At 62.1% G+C, this 25990-nt stretch carries 24 protein-coding genes; 13 read left to right on the top strand and 11 right to left on the bottom strand.

Annotated elements, in window-relative coordinates; all coding sequences use genetic code 11:
- Positions 1-17 precede the first annotated feature (17 nt).
- A complete protein-coding gene (locus ACZ5ZH_RS09430; RefSeq protein WP_464771346.1) occupies positions 18-560 on the bottom strand; it encodes a SixA phosphatase family protein in 543 nt (180 codons plus the stop codon).
- A complete protein-coding gene (locus ACZ5ZH_RS09425) occupies positions 557-3307 on the bottom strand; it encodes an ATP-dependent DNA helicase (protein WP_464771345.1) in 2751 nt (916 codons plus the stop codon). The genes ACZ5ZH_RS09430 and ACZ5ZH_RS09425 overlap by 4 nt, the downstream gene beginning before the upstream one ends.
- A 176-nt stretch (positions 3308-3483) precedes the next feature.
- Between ACZ5ZH_RS09425 and ACZ5ZH_RS09420 the strand changes: the two genes are divergently transcribed.
- On the top strand, positions 3484-5061 hold the full coding sequence (locus ACZ5ZH_RS09420; RefSeq protein ID WP_464771344.1) for a lysine--tRNA ligase: 1578 nt from the start codon (positions 3484-3486) through the stop codon (positions 5059-5061).
- A 240-nt stretch (positions 5062-5301) separates the two neighbouring features.
- Here ACZ5ZH_RS09420 and ACZ5ZH_RS09415 read toward each other — a convergent pair whose 3' ends face one another.
- The 3 genes from ACZ5ZH_RS09415 to ACZ5ZH_RS09405 all read right to left on the bottom strand — a co-directional run bounded on the left by ACZ5ZH_RS09415 (position 5302) and on the right by ACZ5ZH_RS09405 (position 7570).
- Positions 5302-5775, bottom strand: coding sequence for an RcnB family protein (locus ACZ5ZH_RS09415; protein WP_449474225.1), 474 nt, complete (start codon positions 5773-5775; stop codon positions 5302-5304).
- 185 nt (positions 5776-5960) lie between these two features.
- On the bottom strand, positions 5961-6638 hold the full coding sequence (locus ACZ5ZH_RS09410) for a 2OG-Fe(II) oxygenase (RefSeq protein WP_464771343.1): 678 nt from the start codon (positions 6636-6638) through the stop codon (positions 5961-5963).
- 98 nt (positions 6639-6736) lie between these two features.
- The gene (locus ACZ5ZH_RS09405; RefSeq protein WP_464771342.1) at positions 6737-7570 is read right to left on the bottom strand and encodes an RcnB family protein; all 834 of its coding nucleotides are present in this window, start codon (positions 7568-7570) and stop codon (positions 6737-6739) included.
- A gap of 326 nt (positions 7571-7896) precedes the next feature.
- On the opposite strand from ACZ5ZH_RS09405, the gene ACZ5ZH_RS09400 reads away from it, so the two are divergent.
- The 3 genes from ACZ5ZH_RS09400 to ACZ5ZH_RS09390 all read left to right on the top strand — a co-directional run bounded on the left by ACZ5ZH_RS09400 (position 7897) and on the right by ACZ5ZH_RS09390 (position 11823).
- The gene (locus tag ACZ5ZH_RS09400; protein ID WP_464771341.1) at positions 7897-8382 is read left to right on the top strand and encodes a biliverdin-producing heme oxygenase; all 486 of its coding nucleotides are present in this window, start codon (positions 7897-7899) and stop codon (positions 8380-8382) included.
- A complete protein-coding gene (locus tag ACZ5ZH_RS09395; protein ID WP_464771340.1) occupies positions 8375-10945 on the top strand; it encodes an HWE histidine kinase domain-containing protein in 2571 nt (856 codons plus the stop codon). The genes ACZ5ZH_RS09400 and ACZ5ZH_RS09395 overlap by 8 nt, the downstream gene beginning before the upstream one ends.
- 68 nt (positions 10946-11013) lie before the next feature.
- The gene (locus tag ACZ5ZH_RS09390; protein WP_464771339.1) at positions 11014-11823 is read left to right on the top strand and encodes a DODA-type extradiol aromatic ring-opening family dioxygenase; all 810 of its coding nucleotides are present in this window, start codon (positions 11014-11016) and stop codon (positions 11821-11823) included.
- Positions 11824-11835: 12 nt separating this feature from the next.
- Here ACZ5ZH_RS09390 and ACZ5ZH_RS09385 read toward each other — a convergent pair whose 3' ends face one another.
- From ACZ5ZH_RS09385 to ACZ5ZH_RS09375, 3 genes are read right to left on the bottom strand one after another with little or no spacing between them, the layout of a single operon-like run.
- Positions 11836-12372, bottom strand: a complete 537-nt coding sequence (locus ACZ5ZH_RS09385) for a (2Fe-2S)-binding protein (protein WP_464771338.1) — start codon at positions 12370-12372, stop codon at positions 11836-11838.
- Complete coding sequence (locus tag ACZ5ZH_RS09380) at positions 12369-12860, bottom strand: DUF2721 domain-containing protein (protein ID WP_449474213.1); 492 nt, start codon at positions 12858-12860, stop codon at positions 12369-12371. The genes ACZ5ZH_RS09385 and ACZ5ZH_RS09380 overlap by 4 nt, the downstream gene beginning before the upstream one ends.
- A 25-nt stretch (positions 12861-12885) precedes the next feature.
- On the bottom strand, positions 12886-14094 hold the full coding sequence (locus ACZ5ZH_RS09375) for an LL-diaminopimelate aminotransferase (RefSeq protein ID WP_196224609.1): 1209 nt from the start codon (positions 14092-14094) through the stop codon (positions 12886-12888).
- A 141-nt stretch (positions 14095-14235) separates the two neighbouring features.
- Here ACZ5ZH_RS09375 and ACZ5ZH_RS09370 point away from each other — a divergent pair, with 141 nt between their 5' ends.
- The 5 genes from ACZ5ZH_RS09370 to ACZ5ZH_RS09350 all read left to right on the top strand — a co-directional run bounded on the left by ACZ5ZH_RS09370 (position 14236) and on the right by ACZ5ZH_RS09350 (position 19851).
- Positions 14236-15978, top strand: coding sequence for a PHA/PHB synthase family protein (locus tag ACZ5ZH_RS09370; RefSeq protein WP_464772625.1), 1743 nt, complete (start codon positions 14236-14238; stop codon positions 15976-15978).
- Between the two features lie 140 nt (positions 15979-16118).
- Positions 16119-16961 (top strand): phasin family protein, encoded by an 843-nt coding sequence (locus ACZ5ZH_RS09365; protein ID WP_464771337.1) that lies wholly within the window; start codon positions 16119-16121, stop codon positions 16959-16961.
- Positions 16962-17106: 145 nt separating this feature from the next.
- On the top strand, positions 17107-17475 hold the full coding sequence (gene clpS, locus ACZ5ZH_RS09360) for an ATP-dependent Clp protease adapter ClpS (RefSeq protein ID WP_449474206.1): 369 nt from the start codon (positions 17107-17109) through the stop codon (positions 17473-17475).
- A 117-nt stretch (positions 17476-17592) separates the two neighbouring features.
- Positions 17593-19374: a sensor domain-containing diguanylate cyclase gene (locus ACZ5ZH_RS09355; RefSeq protein ID WP_464771336.1), complete on the top strand. Its 1782-nt coding sequence runs from the start codon at positions 17593-17595 to the stop codon at positions 19372-19374.
- Between the two features lie 99 nt (positions 19375-19473).
- Positions 19474-19851: a MerC domain-containing protein gene (locus ACZ5ZH_RS09350; RefSeq protein WP_460986811.1), complete on the top strand. Its 378-nt coding sequence runs from the start codon at positions 19474-19476 to the stop codon at positions 19849-19851.
- Positions 19852-19923: 72 nt separating this feature from the next.
- On the opposite strand, the gene glpX is transcribed toward ACZ5ZH_RS09350, so the two are convergent.
- Entirely contained in the window at positions 19924-20907 is a 984-nt protein-coding gene (gene glpX / locus ACZ5ZH_RS09345; protein ID WP_464771335.1) for a class II fructose-bisphosphatase, read from the bottom strand.
- 154 nt (positions 20908-21061) lie between these two features.
- Between glpX and ACZ5ZH_RS09340 the strand changes: the two genes are divergently transcribed.
- Entirely contained in the window at positions 21062-21373 is a 312-nt protein-coding gene (locus tag ACZ5ZH_RS09340) for a hypothetical protein (protein WP_464775172.1), read from the top strand.
- A 13-nt stretch (positions 21374-21386) separates the two neighbouring features.
- Here the strand turns inward: ACZ5ZH_RS09340 and ACZ5ZH_RS09335 are convergent, their stop codons facing one another.
- Entirely contained in the window at positions 21387-22691 is a 1305-nt protein-coding gene (locus tag ACZ5ZH_RS09335) for a homoserine dehydrogenase (protein WP_464771333.1), read from the bottom strand.
- Between the two features lie 96 nt (positions 22692-22787).
- Entirely contained in the window at positions 22788-23627 is an 840-nt protein-coding gene (locus tag ACZ5ZH_RS09330; protein ID WP_464771332.1) for a hypothetical protein, read from the bottom strand.
- A gap of 267 nt (positions 23628-23894) precedes the next feature.
- Between ACZ5ZH_RS09330 and ACZ5ZH_RS09325 the strand changes: the two genes are divergently transcribed.
- The 3 genes from ACZ5ZH_RS09325 (at position 23895) to ACZ5ZH_RS09315 (ending at position 25983) form a co-directional block, all read left to right on the top strand.
- Positions 23895-24551 (top strand): energy transducer TonB, encoded by a 657-nt coding sequence (locus tag ACZ5ZH_RS09325; RefSeq protein ID WP_460986806.1) that lies wholly within the window; start codon positions 23895-23897, stop codon positions 24549-24551.
- Positions 24552-24622: 71 nt separating this feature from the next.
- Positions 24623-25381 carry a MotA/TolQ/ExbB proton channel family protein gene (locus tag ACZ5ZH_RS09320; protein WP_449474194.1) on the top strand — a complete coding sequence of 253 codons (759 nt, stop codon included), beginning with the start codon at positions 24623-24625 and terminating at the stop codon, positions 25379-25381.
- A gap of 113 nt (positions 25382-25494) precedes the next feature.
- Positions 25495-25983, top strand: coding sequence for an ExbD/TolR family protein (locus ACZ5ZH_RS09315; RefSeq protein WP_449474193.1), 489 nt, complete (start codon positions 25495-25497; stop codon positions 25981-25983).
- Positions 25984-25990 lie beyond the last annotated feature (7 nt).

Below are 25990 nucleotides of genomic sequence, written 5' to 3'. Positions count from 1 at the left end.
CACTTAGAACAGTTGATTTAACGCGATTCCGGGCCTAGCGCCGGATCTAGATCACGCGGGCGGGTGAAACTCATCAGCGTTCCCGCGTTCGGTGCGACGTCCGCCCAGCCATCGACATCCAGATCCAGGACCGCGATGCTGGCCGTCGGAAACTTGACTTCCACATCGCCGCGTAGCGGGCTGGCGTTATTGTCCGGCACCAGTTCCAGGATCAGTTCCTCAAGGCCGGGATTATGTCCTGCCAAGATCACGTTGCTTGCAGTGTCGGGCAGATCGCGCAGGACATCCAGCAGCGTTGCCACGGACGCCAGATATATGCGGCGATCCCAATGAGGATCCAGCGGCTGGCCATAGCCTTCCAGAAAGGTGTCGAGCGTTTGCACAACCCGGACGGCGGGAGAGGCGACGAGAAAGTCGAACTGCATTTTCCGGTTGCGGGCATATTGACCGATCAGCAGCGCCGCCTTTTCCCCGCGCCGGTTCAGCGGGCGGTCGAAATCCCGCTCTACCGGATCGTCCCAGTCGGACTTGGCGTGGCGCAACAGGGTCAACCGCTTCATCTTTGCTCCAGGTCGGGAATGCCGGATTCGTGTCCTCGTTGCCCTAGCGGCATGCCGTCGCCAAGGCCAGCGTGGCAATGGGCGCTGACCGCAATGATCGCTTCGTCAAGGGTGACGCGGCGAATGGGGGTGCCCGGCGGAAAGGCGCTGAGCAGGCGACTGGGCATCGCGGCCGACAATATGACGAAGCTGCCGCGATCCTCGGCGCGGCGGATCAGGCGGCCAAAGGCTTGGGCAAGGCGCGCGCGGATGAGCCGGTCGTCATAGGCGGCACCCCCTCCTGCGAGACGGCGGGCGGCGTGCAGCACCGTGGGCTTCGACCAGGGAACGCCCTCCATGACGACGAGCCGCAGCGAATGGCCGGGCACATCGACCCCGTCGCGCAAGGCGTCCGTGCCGAGGAGCGAAGCACGCGGGTCATCGCGGAAAATGTCGATCAGCGTTCCGGTGTCCATCGGATCGACATGCTGAGCGTAGAGCGGCAGGCCCGCTCGCGCGAGGCGATCTGCGATACGCGCATGGACCGCGCGCAGCCGCCGTATCGCCGTGAACAGGCCGAGCGTGCCGCCGCCCGCCGCTTCGATAAGCCGCCCATAGGCACCCGACAGTGCGGCAATGTCGCCGCGCTTGATGTCCGTGACCACCAGCACCTCCGCGCGGCCGGGATAGTCGAACGGGCTTGCCGCTTCGAACCGCTGGGCACCGTGCGGGAGATGGCTCGCCCCGCTGCGGCTTTCCGCATTGTCCCAATCGCCGCCGCCCTTGAGTGTCGCGGAGGTTATAAGCACGCCCTGTGCGGGTTTCAGCACGGTTTCGGCGAGGGGTCGGGTGGGGTCCAGCCAGTGGCGGTGGATGCCGATGTCGAATTCCCGCCCTTCGATGCGATCGACCGTCATCCAGTCGACGAAATCCGCATCAGCCGGGCCGCCGATCCGCGCGAGCAGCGCGAGCCAGGCGGCGATGAGGTCGCACCGCCAGCCGAGCGAGGCAATCGCGCCTTCGATCCGTGCGCGGGCTGCGCCGTCGAGCCAATCGGGCGCATCCTCGATGACTGCCTCCAGCCGTTTGCCGAGCCGGTTGAGCGGCCGCAGCAAAGCGTCGAGCGCGAGCGCCGCCTCCTGCGCGGCTTCGACCAGCGGGCCATCAGGTTCGGCCACTTCCGTTTCCAGTCCATAGCCTGCGTCCGCTTCCCCAACGTCGGCGGCGCGGGCATAGACGGTGCCACGCACCGCGGCGAGCAGCTGTTCAAGTGGTCCGAACGGCTCTCCCGCGACGATGCGTTTCAGCCACTCATCGGCTGGCAGCGCGCGCGCGGCGTCCGCCGCCGCGCGGATCGCCTGGCCGCCTTCCTCGTCATAGCTGGCCAGATCCGACAGGCGGGCGGCAAGACCGCGCCGCCGACCGCGCGAATTGCCTTCAGGCCCCATGACCCAGCGGCGCAGCTCGATGGCTTCCTGCCCGGACAAGGCGACGGAAAAGGTGGAGTCGGCCGCGTCGAAAAGGTGATGGCCCTCATCGAAGATGATGCGCTGGGGCCGTTGGCCTGTTTCCCGCCCGCGCGCGGCGTTGATCATGACGAGGGCGTGATTGGCGATGACGATGTCCGCGTCGGCAGAGGCGCGCGCCGACCGTTCGATGAAGCATTTGCGATAATGCGGACAGCCTGCGTAGATACATTCGCCCCGCCGGTCGGTCAGCGCGGTGGAGCCGTTGCGGCGGAACAATGTCGGCAGCCAACCGGGCAGGTCGCCGCCGACCATGTCGCCATCCTTGCTGAACGCCGCCCAGCGCGCGACCAGTTGGGCCAGGATAGCCGCGCGGCCGGAAAAGCCGCCCTGTAGCGCATCCTCCAGGTTCAGCAGGCAGAGGTAATTTTCGCGCCCCTTGCGTACGACGATCCGCCGCGCTGCCATTGCAGGATCGGGGAAGAGGCGGAGGCTTTCGCGGTCAAGCTGCCGTTGGAGCGCTTTGGTATAGGTCGATATCCATACCGTGCCTTGCGCCTGCGATGCCCAGAGCGAGGCCGGGGCGAGATAGCCCAATGTCTTGCCGATCCCGGTGCCAGCCTCCGCCAGCAGCATGTTGGGTTGATCCCGATGCTGTCGCGGACGGAAGCTCTCCACGGCTGCTGCCGCATAGGCGCGCTGCCCCGGCCGAGCTTCCGCCGCGCTACCGGTCAGATGCGCCAGCCGCGCCAATACCGCCTCTTCATCGAGGGAGATGGTGCGTGGCGCGGGGCGCGGCGGCGTTTCCTCCCATTCGGGCAAACGGGAGAAAAGCCAGCGCTCCGCTTCGGGTGGTCGGCTTATCCGGGGCGCGATGAGCGGCGCCCAAGGCCAGCGGAGGCGGTGCAGCGTCTGGGCGGAGGTCCAACCGCCCTCCCGCTCGGTCCATGAAGGCGATCCGAGCAAGTCCAGCAGAGTAGCGGTGGCGGCTTGCAGCAGCTGCGGAATGTCCGCTTCGCTGCCCGGCCGTTCCAGGCCGAGCGCTTCGGCGAGGCCCTTGGGGGTGGGGACAAGGAAGCGGGCCGGGTGGACGAAAGCCCAGAGCTCCAGCAGGTCCAGGCCGTTAAGTTCAGGATAGCCAAGCCTTTGCCCCGTCAGCGGCGCATTGAGCAGCAAAGTGGGTGTCTCTGCGGCGCAGGCGATGGCCGCTCCCTTTGCAACCGCCCGGGTGTCCTCACCCTCGCGCAACCAGATCCCACCATGGCTGGCATGAAGGGCGGGCAGGGCAGTGGGGTCGATCACTCCAATCGCTTAGGCGACCGGGAACAAAAGGGAAACCGGAAAAAGGCTCAACTCAGCTTGCGCGGCGGCCAAATCCGGTTGGCCGCAAGGAAAAGGCGCGCGGGGCAAAGCCGCGTCCGCCGCTGTACGGAAAGACGTTCCATTTCCGGCCTTCCAAGGCTAGGGGCATGTGCATCATGACCGTGTCCGATATCCTCCGCACCGCCGCTCTGGCGTCCAAGGCCTGGCCCTATGAAGAAGCGCGCAAGCTGCTGAAGCGCTACCAGAACGGCGCTCCCGACAAAGGCCATATCCTGTTCGAGACCGGCTATGGCCCGTCCGGCCTGCCGCACATCGGCACCTTCAACGAAGTGTTGCGCACGACGATGGTGCGCAACGCCTATCATGCGCTGTCCGATATACCCACGCGCCTGATTGCGTTTAGCGACGATATGGACGGGCTGCGCAAGGTGCCCGACAATGTGCCGAACCAGGCGATGCTGGCCGAACATCTTGGCAAGCCGCTGACCCAGGTGCCCGATCCGTTCGAGAAGTTCGAAAGCTTCGCGCACCACAATAACGCCATGCTGCGCGAATTTCTGGACCGCTTCGGTTTCGATTATGAATTCGTGTCCGCGACCGATCGGTACAAGTCCGGCGCGTTCGACGACGCGCTCAAGAATGTCCTGCGTCACTATCAGGACATCATGGACATTATGCTGCCGACCCTGCGCAAGGAACGGCAGGCGACCTATTCGCCAGTTCTGCCGATCAGTCCGAAGAGCGGTATCGTCCTTCAGGTTCCGATCGAGGTGCTGGACGCCGACGCCGGGCTCGTCCGGTTCGAGGATGAGGGCGAGATGGTCGAGCAGTCGATCCTGTCCGGCGGCGCGAAGCTGCAATGGAAGGTCGATTGGGCGATGCGTTGGGTCGCGCTGGGCGTCGATTATGAGATGGCGGGCAAGGATCTGATCGATTCGGTTACCCAGTCGTCCAAGATCTGCCGCGCGCTGGGCGCCCGCCCGCCCGAAGGCTTCAATTATGAGATGTTCCTGGACGAGAAGGGGGAGAAGATCTCCAAGTCCAAGGGCAATGGCCTGAGCCTTGAACAGTGGCTGACCTACGGGCCGCAGGAAAGCCTGGCCTTTTACGCCTATCGTGAGCCGAAGAAGGCCAAACAGCTGCACATGGGCGTGATCCCGCGCGCGGTGGACGAATATTGGCAGTTCCGGGTCAACTATCCCAACCAGCAGGTCGAGCAGCAACTCGGCAATCCGGTGCATCATATCCATGATGGAAAGCTGCCCGACGGCAAGCTGCCGGTGACCTTCGGCCTGTTGCTCAATCTGGTCGGCGTCATGGGCGACGCCAGCCGGGAACAGGTGTGGGGATATCTGCAAAATTATGTCCCTGAAGCGAGCGCGCAGACCTATCCTGAACTGGACGCACTGATCGGGCATGCGCTGGCCTATCATCGCGACTTCGTGGCGCCCACGCTGAAGCGTCGCGCGCCGGAGGCCCATGAAGCCGAGGCGCTGCGCAGGCTGGACGCGGAACTGGCGGCGCTGGGCGATGACGCCACCGCCGAAGATATCCAGAATATCGTTTATGCGATCGGCAAGGACGAGGCCTTTGGCTTTGCGGAACTGCGGGACTGGTTCAAGGCGCTGTATCAGACGTTGCTAGGCGCCGATCAGGGGCCGCGCATGGGCAGCTTCATCGCCCTTTATGGCGTGGCAAATAGCCGCCGCCTGATCGCGGAGGCGCTGGGTTGACGCAGGGGAACATTAGCCGACCCTAAGCGTTCCTATTCCGGTCCACCCCCTTTCGGACTGATGGTGCGCCCTGTGCGTGCCATCGGCCGCGCCTGCTCGGAGACGGGCGGCGCGGCCAAGGGGACTTCGAAAAATTGAGATACTGGCTGCGATCGCACCGCGACCGCTCTTCTGTGGCGAAAGAAATAGCGAACGGCTCCGAACCGAAATCCGGAGCCGCGCTTAGTCGTCAGTTCTGCGTTACCAGAAGAAGCCCCGATGGACCTCCATCACGCGCCCGCTGCGGACGTTTACCAACAGCACGTCATTATAATGCCTTACCCAGCGCAGGTTGCGGTTCGCGGGCCGGGGCAGGCGATAGCGATAGGGATCGCTGATATAGTAGCGGGAATTATAGAAGCCCGGGCGTAATTGAGACCCGACTTCCCAGCGATTGTAGCGGAAGGGCGCGCGCCAGTTGCCGCCGCGATAGACGTCACGGTGCGAACGGCGATAGTCGCGCCAATCTTCGCGCATTTCCTGCCTGGCGTCGCGGACATCGCGGCGCTCTTCCCGTACATCGTGACGTGAGCCATGGCGTTGCGCGTCGCGCAGTTCGCGCTGCTCCTGCCGTAGGTCCCGCGCACTGTCGCGCACTTCGCCGCGCGACTGGGCCATGACCGCGCTAGGCATCGCGGTCGCTGCGATAAGGCCGAGGATGATCAACTTACGCATATATTTTCTCCCATCAGCTTGGCGGCCTGAACCGGCTGGGATCAAACTTTCATCCCCTGGGCCGGTTCCGTCACCAACAATGGGGTTATGCATTCCGGCCGCTGAACCTGTGGGGAACAGTGTTGTCAGGAATCAGTCATTTATGTCGCAACTTGTATCACGGCTATGAAGAGGTGCGCTTGCGATCAGTGTACCCAGCGCCGCTCCCGAAACCATTTGGTCACGACATATTTAACGCCGTTTTCCACGGGCCGGGCGGCATGCAGGCTCATCGGATTGGGTGAACCGTCGGTCCTCAGGTTGTTCCAGATGAGGATCATCCCTTCAACGGGAGGCACCATGAACTCGCAATGGGGAAAATGCGTCTCCCCGCCGGCTCCAACCGGCGACAGATAGATCATCGCCGTCCAGCTGCGCTGCCCGCCCTTTTTCATCATCGCGGGCCAATAATTGGCGGTGACCGGGAAATAATCGCAATGGGCCTTATATTCCTGACCGACCGCATAGCGTTGACCCTGCAAGGTTTCGCCATTTTCGGGCGGCAAGCCGGTCAGCGCGCAAATCCGGCGGCTGATGCCATCGACCAGCGGGTGCCAGGGGCTAAGGTTGCAGCTGTGGCTGGTGCGGTAGTCGGCATTCGCGCTGCCGGAAAACAGCGTGGAGGGCTGGGCGTCGGCGTCGATCAGTGCGCGCAAGCCTTCGCATTCTTCGGCGCTGAGGAAGTCATGGCGGCCGTAGATTTCAAGGTTCGCTGCGTCGATCCGGCTGACCAAGGGGTTGCGGTCCAGCTTTGCGCGCACCGCATCGCCGATCTTTGCCCGAGTGGCCGAAGCGATGCCGCCATCATCAATCACGTCCGTCATGCCCGCTTCCTGCCGCCGTCGTCCCGTCGGTGCAAATGAAAAGGGCCTGACGCACATGGCGCCAGGCCCAGATGAAATCAGCGGATATGATCCTTCGCTTACCAGAAGAAATCGTGGATCACATCTACCACATAGCCGTCCCGGATATCGACCAGCAGGGCATCGTCATAATAGCGCACCCAACGCAGCGTGCCGTAGGCAGGCGGCAGGCGATAGGACCATGGATCGTTGATCCAATAGTTGTTCGCGAACAGCAAGCTGTTCAGGAAGATGCCTGTCGAAAAGCTTCTGTAGCCATAGCTCCATCCGCGCGGCGCATAATAGCGGCCCATCCGGTAGCGGTCGCTGTAGCGTGAGCGATAGCTGCGCCAGTCATAGCGGCGGTCCTGCCGCCAGTCATTGTCCCAACGACGCTGGCCGTTCCAGCGGGTGCGATCATCGAACCGGCGATTGCCCGCCAGGCTGCCGCGCCAGTTGTTGCCGCTGTCGAGGCGCCCTTCTGGTCGTCCATCCCGACGATCATCACGCCGGTCCTGTCGCCTGTCGTCGCGACTGCCGCGCCAGCCCGCCTGGTTGTTGTCCCGGCGGTCATCCCGCCACTGCGGACGATCGCCAACGGCCCGTTCCCGGACGCGCATATCGTTGCGCCGCGCATCGCGAGGAGCATCAGGGCGTGATTCCGCAGCACGCCACTGTCGATTGGGCTGTGCCGGAACGGTCTGTACCCGCGCGCGATCATTTACGCCTTCTTGCCAACGCTGCGTGGAAGCCTGGTCACGCACGCGGACGTTTCCGCGATCGCCATCCTGCCCGCCGCCACGGGGTGCCCGGCCTTCGTTCCGGCCAGACTGCTCACCGCCGCGATCGCGCCCTCCATCCTGCCCGCGTTGCGCATAGGCAGGGGCGACGCCACCCAGAACGGTGGCGGTCATCAGCCCCGCCAACATCATTTTCCTCAACATGGTCTTTTCTTTCCAAAAGGGGCGCCATGCCCCGCATGATTTCCCTTTTATGTCTGCCGCCATGTCGCGACGCTGAACTCGTTCGTCAGCGATTTGAAAGAATCTCACAAGTATAGATGATCATTGGGACCTGGCGTACACAAATCGATTATTTCGGTAGAAAATCGACCAACCACCGCCGTCAGGCTCAAAAACTGATCCAGATCAGTGCGCGCCTCGGTGTCAGCCTTTAGGAACGACGAGTGAAGAGAACGTCCAACGTCGGCCGAATTCGACAGGCCTTAAGAAAAGCGACGATGGAAAACCATCAGCGGGTGGATGATCTTTTTTCCGGCTTTTCGCTGGATTCCCCTGCGGAATATGGAGCCTTTCTGAAAGCGCATGCACGCGCGCTGATGCCGCTGGAACAGTTGGCGATGCCCGATTCTCCGCGCTTGCCCCAGTTGATGGAAGACCTTGCATCATTGGGCGAAACGCTGCCGGAGCCATTGGAAACAACGGCGCATGCGGGCGAAGGGTTTCGGTGGGGTGCGCTCTACGCCCTGGAAGGTTCGCGGCTGGGTGGCGCCATGCTGGAACGGCGCGTGCCTGCCGGGTTGCCCAGGGCCTATCTCAAGTCTGTCCACGGCCAAGGAAGCTGGATCGCCTTTCAGCAAGCGCTGGACAAGGCGGCGGATGGCGGTGGCCAGGATTGGATCGACAACGCGATACAGGGAGCGCAAGCCGCCTTCGCTCTGTTCGCGGCAGGTGCCGCGGCGGAACGGGTGAGCAGTCATGGCTGAACGCGATGGACAGGAGATGGCCGACTTCGCCGTCGACATCAGCAATTGCGATCGCGAACCGATCCATGTGCCGGGCACCATACAGCCTTTCGGCTTTCTGGTTGCGCTGACCGCCGACTGGCTGGTTTCCCGCGTCTCGGCAAATTGTGAACAGTTTATCGGGCTGACGCCTGAGCAGATGTTGGGCAAGCCGATCAGCGGGCTGTTCCGGGATGATGCCATTCATTCGCTGCGGAACCGCATCACGCTGCTGCGTGGCCCCGACGCGGTCGAGCGGATGTTCTCGCTGGTGCTGATCGACGGCATTCAGCCCTTTGACATAGCCGTTCATTTTTCGGGCTCGCTGGTGGTGATCGAGGCCGAACCGGCTTTCGCGGATGAGATCGAGGCGACCAGCATGGTGCGCTCCATGGTCGCGCGGCTTGCTCAAACGGACAGCATGGCTGCCTTCCTGCGCGATGGGGCGAGGCAGGTGAGAGCCTTGACCGGATTCGACCGCGTCATGGTTTACCGCTTTGCCGATGGTGGCGACGGCGAAGTCGTGGCCGAAGCGCTGCGGCCCGGCATCGACAGCTTTTTCGGGCTGCATTACCCGGCTTCGGACATCCCGACCCAGGCCCGGGCGCTTTACTTGCGCAATATCTTCCGCGTCATCGCGGACGTTGGGGCAGAGCCGGTTCCGGTGATCCCGGTGCTTGATCCCACCGGCGCGGCGCTCGACATGTCGTTGTGCCTGCTGCGCGCGGTTTCGCCGATCCACATCGAATATCTCGGCAATATGGGCGTGGGGGCTTCGCTCTCCATCTCGATCATTGTCGAGGGGCGCTTGTGGGGTTTGTTCGCCTGCCACCATTATGGCCCGCGCCTGCCGACCTTCGCGCAGCGTAGCGCGGCTGAGCTGTTCGGACAGATTTTCTCCATGATGCTGGAAAGCCGCGAGCGGGCGGAGACGGCGGATTATGAGGGGAAGGCGCGGCAAGTCGCTGATCGCCTTATGTCCGCTGTTGCCCAGGATCATGATCTGCTGTCCAACGCTCGTTGGCTGGGTGACGTCATCTTCGACACCGTGCCCGCGGATGGCGTCGGCGTGTATATTGACGGGGACGTGACGCTGGCCGGTTTGACGCCGGACAGGTCCGCCTTTGCAGCGATCGTCTCGATGCTCAATCGGACGGCGGCAAGCCAAGTGTTCGCGACCGACTGCCTCTGCCGGGTGATGCCCGAAGCGGAAGCCTATGCCGATCGCGCGGCGGGCCTGCTCGCCATTCCGCTGTCACGGCGACCGCGCGACTATGTCGTGCTGTTCCGCGCGGAGCAGATGCGTTCGGTGCGCTGGGCGGGCAATCAGGAAAAGCATATCGAATATGGGCCGAATGGGCCGCGCCTGACCCCGCGCAAGAGTTTCGAAGAATGGTCGCAACTGGTGAAGGGCACGTCAGTGCCTTTCACCCCGGCAGAATTGCGCGTCGCGGAGGCATTGCGGACGGCTCTGCTGGAAGTGGTGCTGCGCCTTTCCGATTCCGCCAACGAGGAACGGCAGAAGGCGCATGAAAAGCAGGAACTGCTGATTGCCGAGCTGAACCATCGGGTCCGCAATATATTATCGCTGATCCGTGGGCTTTTGTCCCAGACGCGCGACAATGCCCGTTCGGTGGACGAGTTTATCGACACGTTGGAAAGCCGTGTGCATGCGCTGGCCCGCGCTCATGACCAGATCACGGCTGACCGCTGGGCACCGGCACGGTTGCAGGACCTGATCGAGGTGGAGGCAGGGGCTTATCTGGGCGAGCGGCGCGACCGGGTCAAACAGACCGGCCCCAATGTACTGCTGACGCCGTCGGCCTTTACCGTGCTGGCCCTCGTCATTCATGAGTTGCTGACCAACGCCGCCAAATATGGCGCGCTGTCGGATGGTGGCACGGTTGCGATCGACTGGCGTGTCGATCCGGAAGGCAGCTTGCTTCTCGACTGGAATGAAAGCGGTGGCCCGGCCGTCGTCGCCCCGACTCGCCGGGGTTTCGGTTCCACCGTCATCGAACGGTCGATCCCTTATGATCTGGATGGCAAGGCGGAGATTACCTACCGCCTTTCCGGGCTGGAGGCGCATTTCTGCATCCCGTCCCAGCATATCGTGTCGGTTCTGCCGGACGTCACCGTTGGGGAAAGATCGAAGCCCGCGCCCGCGCCTGCTCCCGGCTTGCTCAAGGGGCGCAACGTCCTTCTGGTCGAGGACAATATGATCATCGCGATGGATGGCGAGGATGCGTTGCGCGATCTGGGCGCGGAAGTCATCACCGCCGCCAGCGTCGGGCGAGCGCGTGAAGCCATCGATCTGCACGCCATCGATTTTGCCGTCCTGGATTTCAATTTGGGCAATGAAACCAGCTTGCCGATCGCCGACATGCTCGCGGAAAATGGCATCAGCTTTCTGTTCGCGACGGGCTATGGCGATGGTCTTGACCTGCCCGAGCGGTTCAGCGGGGTCACCCTGTTGAAGAAGCCCTATTCCGGCGCCACGCTGGCGCAGGCCATCGCCCCCATTATCGAGGCTGGTGAAGCTTAGGGGCTACGAAACGCACTGTTTCACGCCGCGCACTTGCATGGCCAGGGGCAGCGCGCGATCTAACGGTCATGAAACAGCCCAGCCTTTATATCCCGCACGGTGGTGGTCCTTGCTTCTTCATGAACCCCGCAGATCCCGACCGCCCCTACAGCGACCCCATGTGGCAGACGATGCAGGATTATCTGACGCAACTGGTCGAGAGCCTGCCCGAACGGCCGCGCGCGATGTTGATCGTGTCGGCGCACTGGGAGGAGTCGGTCCTTACCGTGCATAAGGGGGATCGTCCGGACCTTCTGTTCGACTATTATAATTTTCCACCGCACACCTATTCCCTGAAATGGGATGCGCCGGGAGCGCCCGCCGTTGCCGACCGCGCCGCCCAACTGCTGCGTGAAGCTGGCTTCCCCGTCGCGGAAGAGCATGGACGCGGCTGGGACCACGGCATCTTCATTCCGATGAAGGTCGCGCGGCCGCAGGCCGACATTCCCGTCGTGCAACTGTCGTTGAGAAAAGACCTCGCCCCACAGGCGCATATCGCGGCGGGCCAGGCGCTTGAACCGTTGCGCGATGAAGGGGTCGTGATCATCGGGTCGGGGATGAGTTTCCACAATATGCGGGTGCAGGATTCGCAGGCGCGAACACCATCGCTATTGTGGCACGAGGCTTTGACTGACGCGGTGACGGACCCGGACCCCCAACGGCGATCGGCTCGCGTCGCTGCGTGGGAGACTTTGCCGGAGGCGCGCTTCGCCCATCCTCGTGAAGAACATCTGCTGCCGCTGATGGTGGCGCTGGGCGCGGGCGGCGATGATGTCGCGCAGGTTGATTATGACGACGCCGTGAGGGGATGGCCGGTATCGGCCTATCGGTTCGGCTAGGCGGCGGCGGGACTAGGGCCGCCGGAGCGCCGGGACGGCGCGGGCGGCCTCTTCGGGCGATACGCCGGGGGGCGGGGCCGCCTCTACCTGTTCCTCGCCGCGCATGACCTTTCCGGCGCGCTTGATGGCGCCGCGCAGGCGGGGGTAGATGCCACACCGGCATATGTTGGTGATGGCGGCGTCGATATCCTCGTCACTCGGATCGTTGTTACGCTTCAGCAGAACCGACGCCGCCATGAGGACACCGGGGATGCAATAGCCGCACTGCGACACATTGTCGGCCGCGAAGACCTGTTGCAGCGGGTGGCCGCGATCGGGGGAAAGTGCCTCTATGGTGGTGACGAAGCGTCCTTCGGCCTCCCTGATGCTGACCTGGCATGAGCGCACCGCCTGCCCGTCGATATCGACCGTGCAGGCCCCACAATCGCCCGTTCCACAACCATATTTGGTCCCGGTCAGGTTGGATGCGTCGCGCAGCGCCCAGAGGAGTGGCGTGTCGGGGTCCATCCGATATTGGACCGGGCGGTCGTTGACCGTGAATTTGGTCATGCCTCCTCTTCCCCCTCCGCCTGGTGATAGAGGACTTCGTTGCGGATGCGGATGGTGCGCGATGCCAGGCGGATTTCCTGAATGAAGGTTGCAAAACCGCCCGCCTGAAGCAGCATCGCCAGACTGAACAGGATGGCAATGAGCGTGCCAAGATGCGCACCGAACAGGTTGCCCGCAAACAGCAGGATGACGACCAGGCAGACCGCGCATGCGGATGCCACCGAAAGGAAGATCGCGACGTTGACCACGTTCATGCGCCGGTCCAGCACGCGGATCTCGCCCACCATGCGGTCATGTTCCTTACCGCGCGACGTGAGTATTTTGCCTTCGACCAGCCTGGCGCGGTCGATAATCCGGGCAAGGCGCCCCGCACAGACGTTCAGGAAGGCGCCGATGCCCGCGAGCAGGAACACCGGCGCCAAAGCAAGCTGGATCGTCTGCGCGACCTGCGAAACCTGGGGCAGGGGGATTGTCGAGTGAAGTGCCACGCCCTTTAACCCGGCGCCGCTTCCGTCAGGCCGCGCCCTTGGCGGGCGTGTTGATACCCATGGATTTCAGATACTGCTTGATGTTGCGCGCCGCCTGCCGCAGCCGCTGCTCATTTTCCACCATGGCGATGCGGACGAAACCTTCGCCATCCTCACCATAGCCGACGCCGGGGGCTACCGCGACCTTGGCATGGGTCAGGAGCTGCTTGGAAAATTCCAGGCTACCCATATCCTTGAGCGCGGGGGGCAGTGGAGCCCAGGCGAACATCGACGCCTTGGGCGCCGGAATTTCCCAGCCAGCGCGGCCAAACGCCTCGACCATGACATCGCGACGCTTGTGATAGAGTTCGCGATTCTTCTGGACGATGTCCTGCGGCCCGTTCAGCGCCGCGCAGGCCGCTGCCTGGATCGGTGTGAAAGCGCCATAGTCGAGATAGGACTTCACCCGCTTGAGCGCCGCGATCAGTTTGCGGTTGCCGACCGCGAAGCCGATGCGCCAGCCCGCCATGGAATAGGTCTTGCTGAGCGAGGTGAATTCGACCGCGACATCCTTGGCTCCCGGAACCTGCAGGATGGAAGGCGTCGGGTTGCCGTCATAATATAGCTCGGAATAAGCAAGGTCGGACAGGACCCAGACGTTATTTTCCTTCGCCCAGGCGACCAGCCGTTCGTAAAAGGCAAGATCGACCGTTTCGGCCGTAGGATTGCTGGGATAGCCGACGACCAGAATGGAAGGACGCGGCACGGTGAAAGCCATCGCGCGTTCCAGCGACTTCCAATAATTTTCATCCGGCGTCGTCGGGACCGAGCGAATGGTCGCGCCCGCGATGATGAAGCCGAACATGTGAATCGGATAGCTGGGATTGGGTGCCAGCACGACATCGCCCGGCGCGGTGATCGCGGTCGCGAGGCTGGCAAGCCCTTCCTTCGACCCCATGGTCACGACGACCTCGGTCTCCGGATCGAGGTCTACGCCGAAGCGGCGGCCATAATAATTGGCCTGCGCCTTGCGCAGTCCGGGGATGCCCATCGACTGGGAATAGCCGTGGGCGCTCGGCTTTTGCGCGACTTCGCACAGCTTGGCGATGACGTGGTCGGGTGGCGGCAAATCAGGATTGCCCATGCCGAGGTCAATAATGTCCTCACCCGCGGCTCGCGCGGCGGCCCGCATCGCGTTGACTTCAGCGATGACATAGGGCGGCAGACGCTTCATGCGGTAAAATTCTTCGGACATTATAGGGCTTTCCTGAAAGGTCTCCATGGGGAATAGTGCTGCACGCACTTTCGCGCGATGCGCTCTGGCTATAGCCCGCCAGATTGGCTCACGCCAGCGAAAGCGGCGGACATAAAGGATGCCAGGAGGAGGAAGGTGGCCATGGAAGCGCAGAACCTCAACGAGCCTCATCTGCCTACGCTGGAACAGATGCAGCAATGGACGCAAGTCGTCGGCCGGGCGCAGCAGCTCATTCTGGAGCAGGCAGCCGGAGCCACGGGAAGGACGATGCCATTCGATCCAGATGCGGTGGCGCGCATTCAGACAGGCTTTGCCAATGAAGGTCTGGCCCTGTGGCAGCGGTTTCTTGACTCAGGCGGCATGCTTCGCGACCAGCCGGACGCTCCGCCTCCCGAAAGCCCTGCCGCGCGCAAGGATCGCCGCTTTGCTGACCCCGCCTGGACCAAGCATCCGTTCTACGACCTGATCCGGCAAAGCTATCTGCTGATGTCGGACTATCTGCTGAAATTGACGGACGCGGTGGATGGGGTAGATCCCAAGCAAAAGGCAAAGCTGCGCTTCGCCACCAGCGGCATGCTGGACGCGGTGGCGCCCAGCAACTTTCCGCTGACCAACCCCCTCGTCATGGAAAAGACCCTGCAGAGCGGGGGCGAAAATCTGGTCAAGGGCCTCCAGCACATGCTGGCGGACATGGAAAAAGGTCAGCTGACCCAGACGGACGGCACCGTCTTTGAGCTTGGCCGGAACATCGCGACCACCCCGGGCAAGGTGATCAAGGAAACGCCGCTTTACCAACTGATCCACTACGCGCCCACCACGGACAAGGTGCTGGAAACGCCGCTCGTCATCTTTCCGGCGTGGATCAACCGCTTCTACATACTCGACCTGTCACCGGAAAAAAGCTTCGTCAAATGGGCGACCGACCAGGGGATCAGCGTCTTCCTGCTGTCGTGGAAATCGGCCGATGCATCGATGAAGGACCTGCTCTGGGATGATTATATCGTCCGGGGCCAGGTCGACGCGATCGACACCGTGCGCGAACTGCTGGGCGTGCCGAGCGTCCATACGATCGGCTATTGCGTGGCCGGCACCACCCTCGCCGCGACCCTGGCCTATCTTGCCGAACGTGGCGAAGCGGACAAGGTGGCAAGCGCGACCTTCTTCACGGCGCAGGTGGACTTCAGCGAGGCGGGGGATCTTGGCCTGTTCGTCGACGATGAGCAGATGAAACTGGTTGACCAGCTTTCGACCGGGGGCTTCCTGGATGGGCGCTATATGGCCGCGACGTTCAACCTGCTGCGCGGCCGCGACCTGATCTGGAACTATGTGGTCAATAATTACCTGCTGGGGCAGGATTATCCGCCGTTCGACCTGCTATATTGGAATGGCGACACCACCAATCTTCCCGCGTGCTGGCACAAAAATTACCTGACGCAGCTTTATCGCGACAACCAATTGGTGGTGCCGGGGGCACTGACCATCGACGGAACGCCGCTTGATCTGAGCAAGGTCAAAACGCCCGCCTATGTTCAGGCGGGACGGGAAGATCATATCGCTCCTCCCGAAAGCGTGTGGAAGATCACATCCCACTTCGCTGGGCCGATCCGGTTCTTGCTGGCTGGATCTGGCCATATCGCGGGCGTGGTCAATCCTCCGGCGGCGGGGAAGTATCAATATTGGTCCTGCGATGAACTGCCTGCCAGCCTTGCCGACTTCGTGGCGAACGCGAAGGAGACGAAGGGAAGCTGGTGGCCGGACTGGATCGAATGGATTCGCTCTCATGGTGATTCGATGGTCTCTGCCAAAGACGGCGGACGGGTGCCGGGCGCCGGTTCCCTGAAGGCCATAGAGGATGCGCCTGGCCGCTATGTGAGAGAGCGCTAAGCCTCATAAAACACGCTGATTTCAGACGGGTAAAACAAGGACCGATTTCTCCGCCAATCTGTTTTTGCTGCACTGCACAAAAATTATTGCGTTTGCGCTTTGAATTATATATTGTGCACTGCAGCAACGGAGAACCTTTTATGCCAGTCACTCCAAAGCCTGCTCGCCGCAAGGCAGCGGCCAAGACGCCCGGCTCTACATTGTCGGCGGCTGAAGCATTGAAGGCTGCGGAAGAAGCGGTGAGCGTCAGCCCAAAGGTTGCGCCAGCGCGGAAGGCCGTGGCGGTCAAGAAGGCGGCGGTTAAAGCCGCAAAGCCTGACCCGGTCGCGATCGTCGCCGCCACCACGGCGGTCGATGCAGCGCCCGAACCGGCTGTTCCGCCAGAAATTGATCCGGCCCCTCATGCACCAGCGCCGCTGGTCGAAGAGGTCGCCATCGAAGTCGAAGAAACCAAGAGCCTTTCGTCCGAGGCCGGGCCGGTAGAGCCCACCATGCTGCCTGCCACAGAAGGAACCAAGATGATGAACGACGTGATCGAAACCGGAAAGAAGTTCGCTGAAGAGACCAAGGCCAAGTTCGAGACGGCCTATGCCGGTCTGAACGAGAAGGCCAAGGCTGGCGTCGAAAAGTCGACCAAGGCCATCGAAGAGCTGAGCGACATCGCCAAGGGCAATGTCGAAGCGTTGGTCGAATCGGGCAAGATCGCTGCCAAGGGCATTGAGACCCTGAGCCAGGAAGCTGTCGATTACAGCCGCAAGAACTTCGAGAAGGCGACTGCCTCGCTCAAGAGCTTCTCGACGGTCAAGACGCCGACGGAATTCTTCCAGCTGCAGAGCCAGCTTTTCTCGAGCAGCTTTGACGAGCTGACCAAGGAAGCCGCGAAGAGCAGCGAAGCGCTGATCAAGCTGGCTGGCGAAGTCGCCCAGCCGCTGACCGCACGCGTTACCGTTGTCACGGACAAGGTAAAGTCGCTCGCCGCCTGATCGGCGGTAAATGGCTTGAAAGAATGAAGCGGCTCTCATCCCCGGGGTGAGAGCCGCTATTCTTGGTTACCACCATTCCTTGCGCGATGACCTGCAATCTGCGCCCCTTGCCTTAAGGGCTGGAATCGCCATATCCTCACCCGTCATGAGCAGCATTAGCAGATATCGGGAGAAGATGGCGGGCCGGGACCAGGATGATCAGGGTGAAGGCCCTGGCGGTCCCAATGTCGGCATCGCGACGCGCACCCGCGCCCGCACCAAGAAGCCGTCTCTCTACAAGGTATTGATGCTGAACGACGACTACACGCCGATGGAATTCGTCGTGCATGTCCTTCAGCAGTTTTTCCGCATGGACATGGAAGAAGCCACGCGCGTGATGCTTCACGTGCACCAACGCGGCGTCGGGGTTTGCGGCATTTTCAGCTATGAAGTGGCGGAGACAAAGGTGAACCAGGTGATGGACTTCGCCCGGCAGAACCAGCATCCGCTTCAATGTACGCTGGAAAAGGCCTGAACTGCCGAAAGCACGTCTGCCCAAACTGTAAGATGATGAAAGTCATGCTTTTGTCGTCGTCCGGCGCCCCCTCATGGTTATTATATATTAAGGATGGTTGCTTAGGCAGAAGGCGTCATGCCTGCCATTCTCCGTTCTCCTTCTTCCAGACTGACGCCGCTGGTTGCTGGCATTGCCTATTTCCTGATGGCGACGCTGGCGATGCTATGCTCGCGGTTCGAAGGGGGACTCGCTTTTGTATGGGCCGCCAACGCGTTGCTGATGGCGGAATTGCAGACATCGGAAACCAGCTATTGGCCGCGTGTAATCGTGGCTTGCGGTATTGCCAGCATCATATCGACGTCGCTGTTTGGCATGGGACCTTGGGCAGCCCTGCCCATGGCATTCATCAACATCGCCGAATCGCTGATCGTCGCGGTCCTTTGCCGCCGATTCATACCCGTCCACCTGAGTGACGGGTCGAAGCGCTCCCTCCTCGTCTTCGTCCTTGCACTTTGCATCCCTGCTAATATCCTCGCTGGCACGGCTGCGGCGCTTGTCGCCTCAACCCTTACGCCCGTGTCCTTTAGCGCTTCATGGCTGCAATGGTATAGCGGCCATGTGCTGGGCGGCCTGGTCTGCACACCGATACTGACGATGCTGTTGCAGGGACAGGTTCGCGCCTGGACTCGGGAGACATCCGGCAGGCAGAAGCTGGAGGCTTTGGCTCTCCTGGCCCTCTTCGCGGCCATGGTCGTCCATATATTCTACCTTGCACATTATCCGATGCTGTTCCTGCTATTCTTGCCGTTGGTCGCCATCGCGTTCCGGGTCGGCTCATTAGGAACAGCTGCCGCCGTCGTGCTACTCGCTCTGATCGGCGGGGCGGCGACGATGACGGGCTACGGGCCGCTGAACTTAGTGGCGAGTAGCGTCGGTGAACGGACACAGCTGTTCCAGTTCTTCCTGGCTTTCAGTTTTCTATTGTCCATGCCGCTTGCAGCCGAACTGAACGGGCGCCGCCGATTGTTCCAGATGCTGCAGGCGAGCGAGGCCCGATATCGGGCCATAGCCGAACATAGCGGCGACCTGGTGTTGAACGTCAGCGTTGATGGCATCATCCAATATGCTTCGCCTTCAGCGGCCGAGCAGATCGGCTGCGCGCCCGCGGTGCTCGTGGGCCGTTCGGCGGACATCATGGTCGATCCCAAGGATCGCGCGGAGGTTCACGGGGCTCATCAGCGCGCTCTGGCACGGCCGGGCGACGTGCAGACAGTAGAGTTCCGCCCGGCAGCTTTCACCGATGGGGTCGATTGGTGCGAGATGGTCACGCGTGCCGTGCTGGACGAACAGGGCCTTCCTACCGGGGTGATCAGCACGATCAGGGACATGTCGCGGCACAAGGCGCGGCAGAGGGCGCTGCAGCGCGTCGCGGCCGTGGATACGCTGACCGGCGCCGACAGCCGCTGGGCCTTCATCGAAAAACTCGACCAGGAAATCAAACGGGTGGCGCGAGGCGCCAATGCCTGTCTGCTGATGATCGACATAGATCATTTCAAATCGGTCAATGATCGCTACGGCCACGGGGTAGGGGACAAGGTGCTCTCCAGCTTCGTCGAGCGCCTGCGTCCTGGCTTGCGCGGCGGGGACAGTATCGGAAGGCTTGGCGGAGAGGAGTTTGCGATCCTTCTGACGGGCACCGATATCCAGCGCGCGAGCATGGTGTGCGAGCGCTTACGGAACATGGTGTCCGCGCAGCGCATCAGCGCCGTCGGCAGCGAATCGATCGCCATTACCTTCAGCGCAGGACTCGTTGAACTTGACGGGCGAGCGAGCAGGGCGGATCTGCTCGATGTTGCGGACAAGGCCCTTTACCGCGCCAAGAATAGCGGGCGAAACTGTTTGCGACTTGCCGCCTGAACCGGCCACCGGGCTTCCCGAAAACGCATCTCCGATCCTGACGAATATGTCAGATGATATGTTGTAACTTCATCTGGTCTGGCCTATGTACTGGCTACCATGCCAACCAGTATCCGCTCTCGCCTGTCAAATGGCCGCATCGATCGCATCGCGATTGCGGTGTCGGGCATGTGCGTCGCGCATTGCATCGGCACGGCGGTCCTGCTCGGCGTTCTTGCGTCGGCTGGCGGGGTTTTTGAGAATCCTCTCTTCCATGAGGTTGGGCTTGTGCTCGCTATCCTGCTGGGGGCGGTGGCGCTTGGGCATGGGGCCATGGAACATGGCTTCATGATGCCAGCGGCCGTCGGCTCGCTGGGTCTGGGCATAATGGCAGGGGCCATGACCCTGGACCATGGATGGCAGGAAAGCGCTTACACATTGTTTGGTGTGGTGACGCTGGCCCTGGGGCACGATCTCAATCACCGGGCTGGGCGCTGAGGCAGCCTGACCGGAGCGAATAGAAAAGGGGGCCATCAGCCCCCTTTTTTCGTTATCGGCGTTTCATTCTGGTCAGGAATGCTTCCGGTCCAGATGATGCTCGCCCTTTACCCAGCGAACCGTCCCGGTGCTGGCGCGCATCACGACGCTATCCGTGGTTAGCTTGCCACCGGGCAGCCGCTTGACGCCCGCGAGCAGGGAGCCGTCGGTAACGCCGGTCGCCGCGAAGATGCAGTCGCCCTTTGCCAGCTCCTTGAGGTCATAAACCTTGTCGAGATCGGTGATGCCCCATTTGAACGCCCGCGCCCGCTCGTCGTCATTGCGGAACAGCAGCTTACCCTTGAACTGACCGCCGACGCAGCGAAGTGCCGCGCACGCCAGCACGCCTTCAGGCGCGCCGCCTGAACCCATATAAATATCGATATTCGTTTCCGGATCAGTGGTCGCGATCACACCGGCGACGTCGCCGTCGGGGATCAGCATGATGCCGCATCCGATCGCGCGCAGTTCCGCAATCAGCTTTTCATGCCGGGGGCGGTCGAGAACGCAGACGATGATCTCATGGGGATGAACGCCCTTCGCCTTAGCTACGGCTTCGACATTCTCTTTCACCGGCCTGTTGAGGTCGATGATGCCGTCCGGATAGCCCGGACCCACCGCCAGCTTTTCCATGTAAACGTCGGGCGCGTTCAGCAAGCCGCCTTCTTCCGAAATGGCGAGAACCGCGAGCGCGTTGGGACCAGCCTTGGCCGTGATCGTCGTCCCTTCCAGCGGATCGAGGGCGATGTCGATCTTCGGGCCTGATCCGATCGCGTTGCCGACCTTCTCACCGATGTAGAGCATCGGTGCTTCGTCGCGTTCGCCTTCGCCGATGACGACGGTGCCGTCCATGTAGAGGTCGTTGAATGCCATGCGCATCGCTTCGACAGCGGCAGCGTCAGCCGCTTTTTCGTCGCCGCGTCCAATCAGCTTCGAGGCGGCGATGGCGGCCGCTTCGGTGACACGCACCATCTCAAGCACCAGGACGCGATCGAGAACTGAGCTAGCCTGCACCATGATAATCCCTCTGCTGTCTCTTTGTGATCAGCGCGATAGGAGGTCATCCCCGCCTTGTCGAGCCATCCACCCGGACTCAGCCTGCTTTTCGCGGCGCCAATGCAACGGAAGGTCGTCTGTGGCGTTAAAATGCCAACAATGACAAGGGGTCGAAGTGATGATCGCCGCGCTGCTTGCTGCCAGCCTCCTTCAGTCAGCGGCTCATCCTCCTCAACCTATCTCGGCTAAGGCAGCCCCGTGCCAGGCGGTGCCGACGCTGTGCATGTCCGGTCGGCCTGCTTCGGGCCGCCTGCCGTTGGAAGGCAGCGCAAAACGCGCGGACAACAAGATGAGCGCCTATCGCTTCGACGCGCGGCCGTGCCGGATTATCGGAAACATGGGTTGCCCCAAGCAAGCCCGTCTGCGCGTGTTCAAACTTGGCGAACCTTTGCGCGAGACTTTGATGCGCAGCTTCGCGGCCCGTTAAACGGCAGCCCTTTTCAATCGAGAATATGCATGACCATCGGGGCCTGGAGCAGGCTGTCCGATCCCGCGAGCCGCCGAAGCGTATCGAGGACGCAGCGCTCTTCCCCCGCATGGGTGACGATCGCCATCAGCACGCTGTCATCGTGGCTTGCGCCGCGCTGGATCATGCTTTCGATCGACACACCGGCGTCGCGCGTCGCAGCGGCGATCTCGGCGAGGACGCCGGGGCGGTCCTGTACCTTGAAGCGTAGATAGCTGCGGCCAATCCGCGCGCCTGCGTCCGCTGCCGGTTGCCGCGCCAATGCCGAGACCGGCATCGCCAGGGCATCGCCATATTCATCGCGCGCGACGTCGATCAGATCTGCGACCACGGCCGATGCTGTAGGACCATCGCCTGCGCCCCGGCCCTGGAAGAAGAGGCGGCCGACGAAATTGCCTTCGGCCACGACGGCGTTGAGTGAACCGTCGACATGGGCAAGCGGATGATCGAGGGGGACGAGCATGGGGTGAACGCGCTGGAATAACCCGCCCTGTCCATTTTCGGCCATCCCGACCAGGCGAATGCGATAACCCATGGCCGCTGCTTCGGCGATGTCGGCGGCGATGACGTGGCGGATGCCCGTTACCGCGACGCTGCCAAAGTCCAGTTCCGTGCCGAAAGAGAGGCTGGCAAGAATGGTCAGCTTGTGCGCGGCATCGACACCGTCGATGTCGATGCTCGGGTCCGCTTCGGCATAGCCCAGTTCCTGCGCTTCCTTCAGCACATCGTCGAAACCGCGCCCTTCCTTCTCCATCGTGGTCAGGATGTAGTTGCAGGTGCCATTGAGGATGCCATAGACGCGGCTGATCTCATTGGCGGCGGCGCCTTCGCGCAGGCCCTTAATGACCGGGATGCCCCCGGCAACGGCCGCTTCATATTTGAGGGCAATGCCGGCTTTCTCCGCCAGCGTGGCAAGGTCAAGGCCGTGATGGGCCAGCATGGCCTTGTTGGCCGTGACGAACGGCTTACCCGCCGAAAGACACTGCCGGGCGAGGGTGAGCGCCGGGCCGTCGGCGCCCCCGATCAACTCCACCACGACATCTATATCGTCGCGGCCGGGCAGGGTGGTCATGTCGTCCACCCATTCATAGGGCGACAGGTCCACGCCCCGGTCCTTGTTGCGGTCACGCGCGGAAATGGCGACGATCTGGATCGGGCAGCCCGCGCGACGCGCGATCAGGTCTGCATTTGTCTGCAACAGCCGGATCACGCCACCGCCCACCGTGCCAAGGCCGACAAGCGCGACGCGCAGCGGGGCATGGCGGTGAAGATTGGTCATGATAGTGGCTGTCCTCAGGCTGATATAATGCCGCGCTGATAGCCGCCAACGCGCCGCTGTCCAAGAAAAAGGACAAGGACGGCGCGTTCGGGGGTGTCAACGCGCGGAACGGGTGCGGCCGCAATTGCCCAGTGACTGGATGACAAAGGCATAATCGATCCGAGCCGCCTCCGCATCGACAGGAGCCAGCGCGCGAACCGAGGAGCCCGGCAGGGTGGGCGGCAGGCTGCAAGCCAGGCGATACCAGAGAAGGCTTCCTAGTGCGGGCGGCCGCGCCGCTTCATCGACGATTTCGCCCAGGGCAACGGCCCATTTCGGTTGCTGCCCTGGGCGGCGCAGGATGGAAAGGGATACCGGATCCCCCGTGGCCGTTCGCAGGAAAATCTGTGTCTCGCCTTCACCCGCGACCGTGCCTGCCACGTGGAAGGCGTCGCCAGGGCCGATGATGCGAGGCGGTGCGTTGGGAGCTACCAGTTCAGACAGAATGGCCTTCACCTGCTCGATCGCTGCAGTCGTGGCAGGAATTTGAGCGTCGCCCGCCACCAACTGGATTTCTCCCGGCCGTCCTCCTGGACGAGCAAACAGGATGACCTGCGTTTTCTTCAGCTTGGGAAGCTTTCCTCGGCCATTCAACAGCGCATCATAAAGATAGCGGACGCGTGGACTGATTCCCCCTTCGCCGCGAATCAGTGATGTGACTTCGGCCTCCACAAAGACCCGTTTTTGACCGGGCGGGACATTTTGGACCGTTTTTTCGGGTAGTGCAATTATGCTGCTGATGCGTGCTACGGCTACCAGCGGAGCCGCGTCTGCCAAATCCGCGAAATCGGCATAGGAAAGGGTGGCGGACTTTGTGCCATCACTCGTCTGGGCCGCTGAAACCAGCGGAGATGCGGCGAAAATGAGGCATGTTGCGGCGGCGGTTTTGAAGGTCATGGAGGATTTTCTTTGCATGTTCGTCCTGCCTAAAGTCATCCGTGACAATGTTGTCACAGGCAAGTCATTCTGTATTAAAATGCTAATCGGAAATTATCCTGTCGATAAAGCGTTTGCGTGCCACGATGCGCCGCGATAGGAGTTTGCGCGGTAGCAAATGCGCGGAAGGGGGCCAAAGGTGGCCAGGGACGACCTGGTCAACTAGGGCCATTTTTGGCTTGTTTGCTTATAACAATGGTAAGTTGAGTTAAGGAGTGTCGTTGCCGAATGGCCTATGCTGACCACTCGCAAGGATCGAGTCGTACGATCTCGATCGTCATCGTCGCCCTGATTCACGCTGTTCTGGGTTATGCCTTTGTTACCGGCCTTGGCATGAAATATGTCAAAAAGGCGGCGGAACAGCTGAACGTGATCGACGTGAAGGAGGAACCGCCGCCACCGGATGAGGAGCCGCCGCCGCCGCCGCCAGACCAGCCGGTCGAGCCGCCGCCAGTGGTCGCGCCTCCGCCGATCGTCCAGACGCCAGCCCCCGCGCCGGCCATTGCCACGGTGCGTACGCCGCCGCCGGTTTTCAACCCGGTTCCGGTTGCTGCTCCACCGCCACCACCGCCGCCGCCACCTGCAGTGCCTGCTTCGCGTGCAACGCCGCGCAGTTCGCCCGGCAGCTGGCTTAGCGATGCGGACTATCCGAGCCGCGCGCAGCGTGAGGAGCGTTCGGGTACAGCGGGTTTCCGGCTCGAGATCGGCCCTGACGGTCGCGTCACGAGCTGCACCATCACCTCTTCGACCGGTCATTCCGATCTCGATGAGGCGACCTGCCGTCTCCTGCCGCGCCGCGCGAAGTTCAAACCGGCCACGGCAGCCGGGGGTGGCCCGATGTCGGATACCTATAATGGTCGCATCACCTGGCGACTGCCTGAATAATTGTAACGGGAAGGCTGGCGCCGCTGCCGCCTTCCCCTTCTATTGATCCTTTTGAGAGGGAAGTCTTGAAAATGTTGATGTATCTCGCAGCCGCGGCCGCGCCGAAATCGGAGAACCCTTACGGCTTGATGGAGGCCCTGCAGCAGGGCGGCACCATCGCCTGGACCGTGTTCCTCATCCTTTGCGCCATGTCGGTGGGCACATTCTACATCCTCTTCACCAAGCTGATCGAACAGCAGAAGGTCCTCAATCAGGGCAAGAAGGTTCGTGCAACCTTCTGGCGCGCCCCGACCCTCAAGGAAGGTTCGGCCAAGCTCGAAAAGAACTCGGCCTACAAGCAGATCGTCGATGACGGCATCAAGGCTCAGGAAGAACACACCAAGCTGACCGATCCTGTCGAAGCCCATGACTGGCTGCACGGTTCGCTTGCCCGTTCGGAAGCCTCGATCAACTCGAAGCTGGGCGGTGGTCTGGCGTTCCTCGCGACCGTCGGTGCAACTTCGCCGTTCATCGGTCTGTTCGGTACGGTTATCGGCATCTATCGCGCGCTCATCAAGATCGGCGCTGCCGGTCAGGCCTCGATCGACGCCGTTGCCGGTCCGGTCGGTGAAGCTCTGATCATGACCGCGCTGGGTCTGGCCGTGGCCGTTCCCGCCGTGCTTGCCTACAACTTCCTGCAGCGTCGCAACAAGTCGATCGCCGAACAGCTGAATGGCTTCACCGTCGATCTGCTGGCTCACCTGGTGTCGAACGGCGCTGTTAAGCCTTCGTTCGCGACTGCCCCGGCTGCGCCTGCCGCCAAGACGGCTGCTGCTCCGACCAAGGCCTGATTGGGTCAAGGAGCCGGTGTGGGGGTTAGTGGACGGCTGCGACCGCTGCTTCCCCACCGGCCATGGGTCCCGAATAACGGGGCGCCATCGACACGCATGTTAGGAAATTATCAATGGCAATGAGTGTTGGCTCCGACGGCGGTGAAGACAAGCCGATGTCCGACATCAACACGACGCCGCTCGTCGACGTCATGCTGGTGTTGCTCATCATCTTCCTCATCGCGATTCCGGTCGTCGTCCAGACGGTTCAGCTGCAGCTCCCCAAGGTCGCTTTCGAGCCCACGACCACGAAGCCGGAAAATGTGTCGCTATCGATCACGCAGGCCAAAGACGGCAGCTGTGCGGTCTATTGGAACCTGACCAGGGTGTCTTCAAACGAACTGCTCGACCGCGCGGTCGCGAAGCTTGAAGCGGACATCAAGAAGGCGGGTGGCGTTGAAAACATGACGCCTGAGGATCTGCCCGAAGTACACATTCGTGGGGACATCAATACCCCCTATCGGTGCATCGGTGGCACCATCTACACGATGCAGCGCGCCGGTTTCCCGAAGGTCGGCTTCATCTCCGAACCCGAACCGGGTTCGACGGTGCAGCGGCTCTAAGTTTTTA

Source organism: Sphingobium sp. TomMM7A (assembly GCF_055397305.1).
Note: the sequence above shows the minus strand (reverse complement) of the source record. Positions and strands in the feature narration are given on the sequence as shown.

Bases quoted from the DNA above. Each gene is read 5' to 3' on its own strand.
- ACZ5ZH_RS09430 (WP_464771346.1), bottom strand. From the start codon at position 560: ATGAAGCGGTTGACCCTGTTGCGCCACGCCAAGTCCGACTGGGACGAT.
- ACZ5ZH_RS09420 (WP_464771344.1), top strand. From the start codon at position 3,484: ATGACCGTGTCCGATATCCTCCGCACCGCCGCTCTGGCGTCCAAGGCC.
- ACZ5ZH_RS09415 (WP_449474225.1), bottom strand. From the start codon at position 5,775: ATGCGTAAGTTGATCATCCTCGGCCTTATCGCAGCGACCGCGATGCCT.
- ACZ5ZH_RS09410 (WP_464771343.1), bottom strand. From the start codon at position 6,638: ATGACGGACGTGATTGATGATGGCGGCATCGCTTCGGCCACTCGGGCA.
- ACZ5ZH_RS09405 (WP_464771342.1), bottom strand. From the start codon at position 7,570: ATGACCGCCACCGTTCTGGGTGGCGTCGCCCCTGCCTATGCGCAACGC.
- ACZ5ZH_RS09400 (WP_464771341.1), top strand. From the start codon at position 7,897: ATGGAAAACCATCAGCGGGTGGATGATCTTTTTTCCGGCTTTTCGCTG.
- ACZ5ZH_RS09395 (WP_464771340.1), top strand. From the start codon at position 8,375: ATGGCTGAACGCGATGGACAGGAGATGGCCGACTTCGCCGTCGACATC.
- ACZ5ZH_RS09390 (WP_464771339.1), top strand. From the start codon at position 11,014: ATGAAACAGCCCAGCCTTTATATCCCGCACGGTGGTGGTCCTTGCTTC.
- ACZ5ZH_RS09385 (WP_464771338.1), bottom strand. From the start codon at position 12,372: ATGACCAAATTCACGGTCAACGACCGCCCGGTCCAATATCGGATGGAC.
- ACZ5ZH_RS09375 (WP_196224609.1), bottom strand. From the start codon at position 14,094: ATGTCCGAAGAATTTTACCGCATGAAGCGTCTGCCGCCCTATGTCATC.
- ACZ5ZH_RS09370 (WP_464772625.1), top strand. From the start codon at position 14,236: ATGGAAGCGCAGAACCTCAACGAGCCTCATCTGCCTACGCTGGAACAG.
- ACZ5ZH_RS09365 (WP_464771337.1), top strand. From the start codon at position 16,119: ATGCCAGTCACTCCAAAGCCTGCTCGCCGCAAGGCAGCGGCCAAGACG.
- clpS (WP_449474206.1), top strand. From the start codon at position 17,107: ATGAGCAGCATTAGCAGATATCGGGAGAAGATGGCGGGCCGGGACCAG.
- ACZ5ZH_RS09355 (WP_464771336.1), top strand. From the start codon at position 17,593: ATGCCTGCCATTCTCCGTTCTCCTTCTTCCAGACTGACGCCGCTGGTT.
- ACZ5ZH_RS09350 (WP_460986811.1), top strand. From the start codon at position 19,474: ATGCCAACCAGTATCCGCTCTCGCCTGTCAAATGGCCGCATCGATCGC.
- glpX (WP_464771335.1), bottom strand. From the start codon at position 20,907: ATGGTGCAGGCTAGCTCAGTTCTCGATCGCGTCCTGGTGCTTGAGATG.
- ACZ5ZH_RS09335 (WP_464771333.1), bottom strand. From the start codon at position 22,691: ATGACCAATCTTCACCGCCATGCCCCGCTGCGCGTCGCGCTTGTCGGC.
- ACZ5ZH_RS09330 (WP_464771332.1), bottom strand. From the start codon at position 23,627: ATGACCTTCAAAACCGCCGCCGCAACATGCCTCATTTTCGCCGCATCT.
- ACZ5ZH_RS09325 (WP_460986806.1), top strand. From the start codon at position 23,895: ATGGCCTATGCTGACCACTCGCAAGGATCGAGTCGTACGATCTCGATC.
- ACZ5ZH_RS09320 (WP_449474194.1), top strand. From the start codon at position 24,623: ATGTTGATGTATCTCGCAGCCGCGGCCGCGCCGAAATCGGAGAACCCT.
- ACZ5ZH_RS09315 (WP_449474193.1), top strand. From the start codon at position 25,495: ATGGCAATGAGTGTTGGCTCCGACGGCGGTGAAGACAAGCCGATGTCC.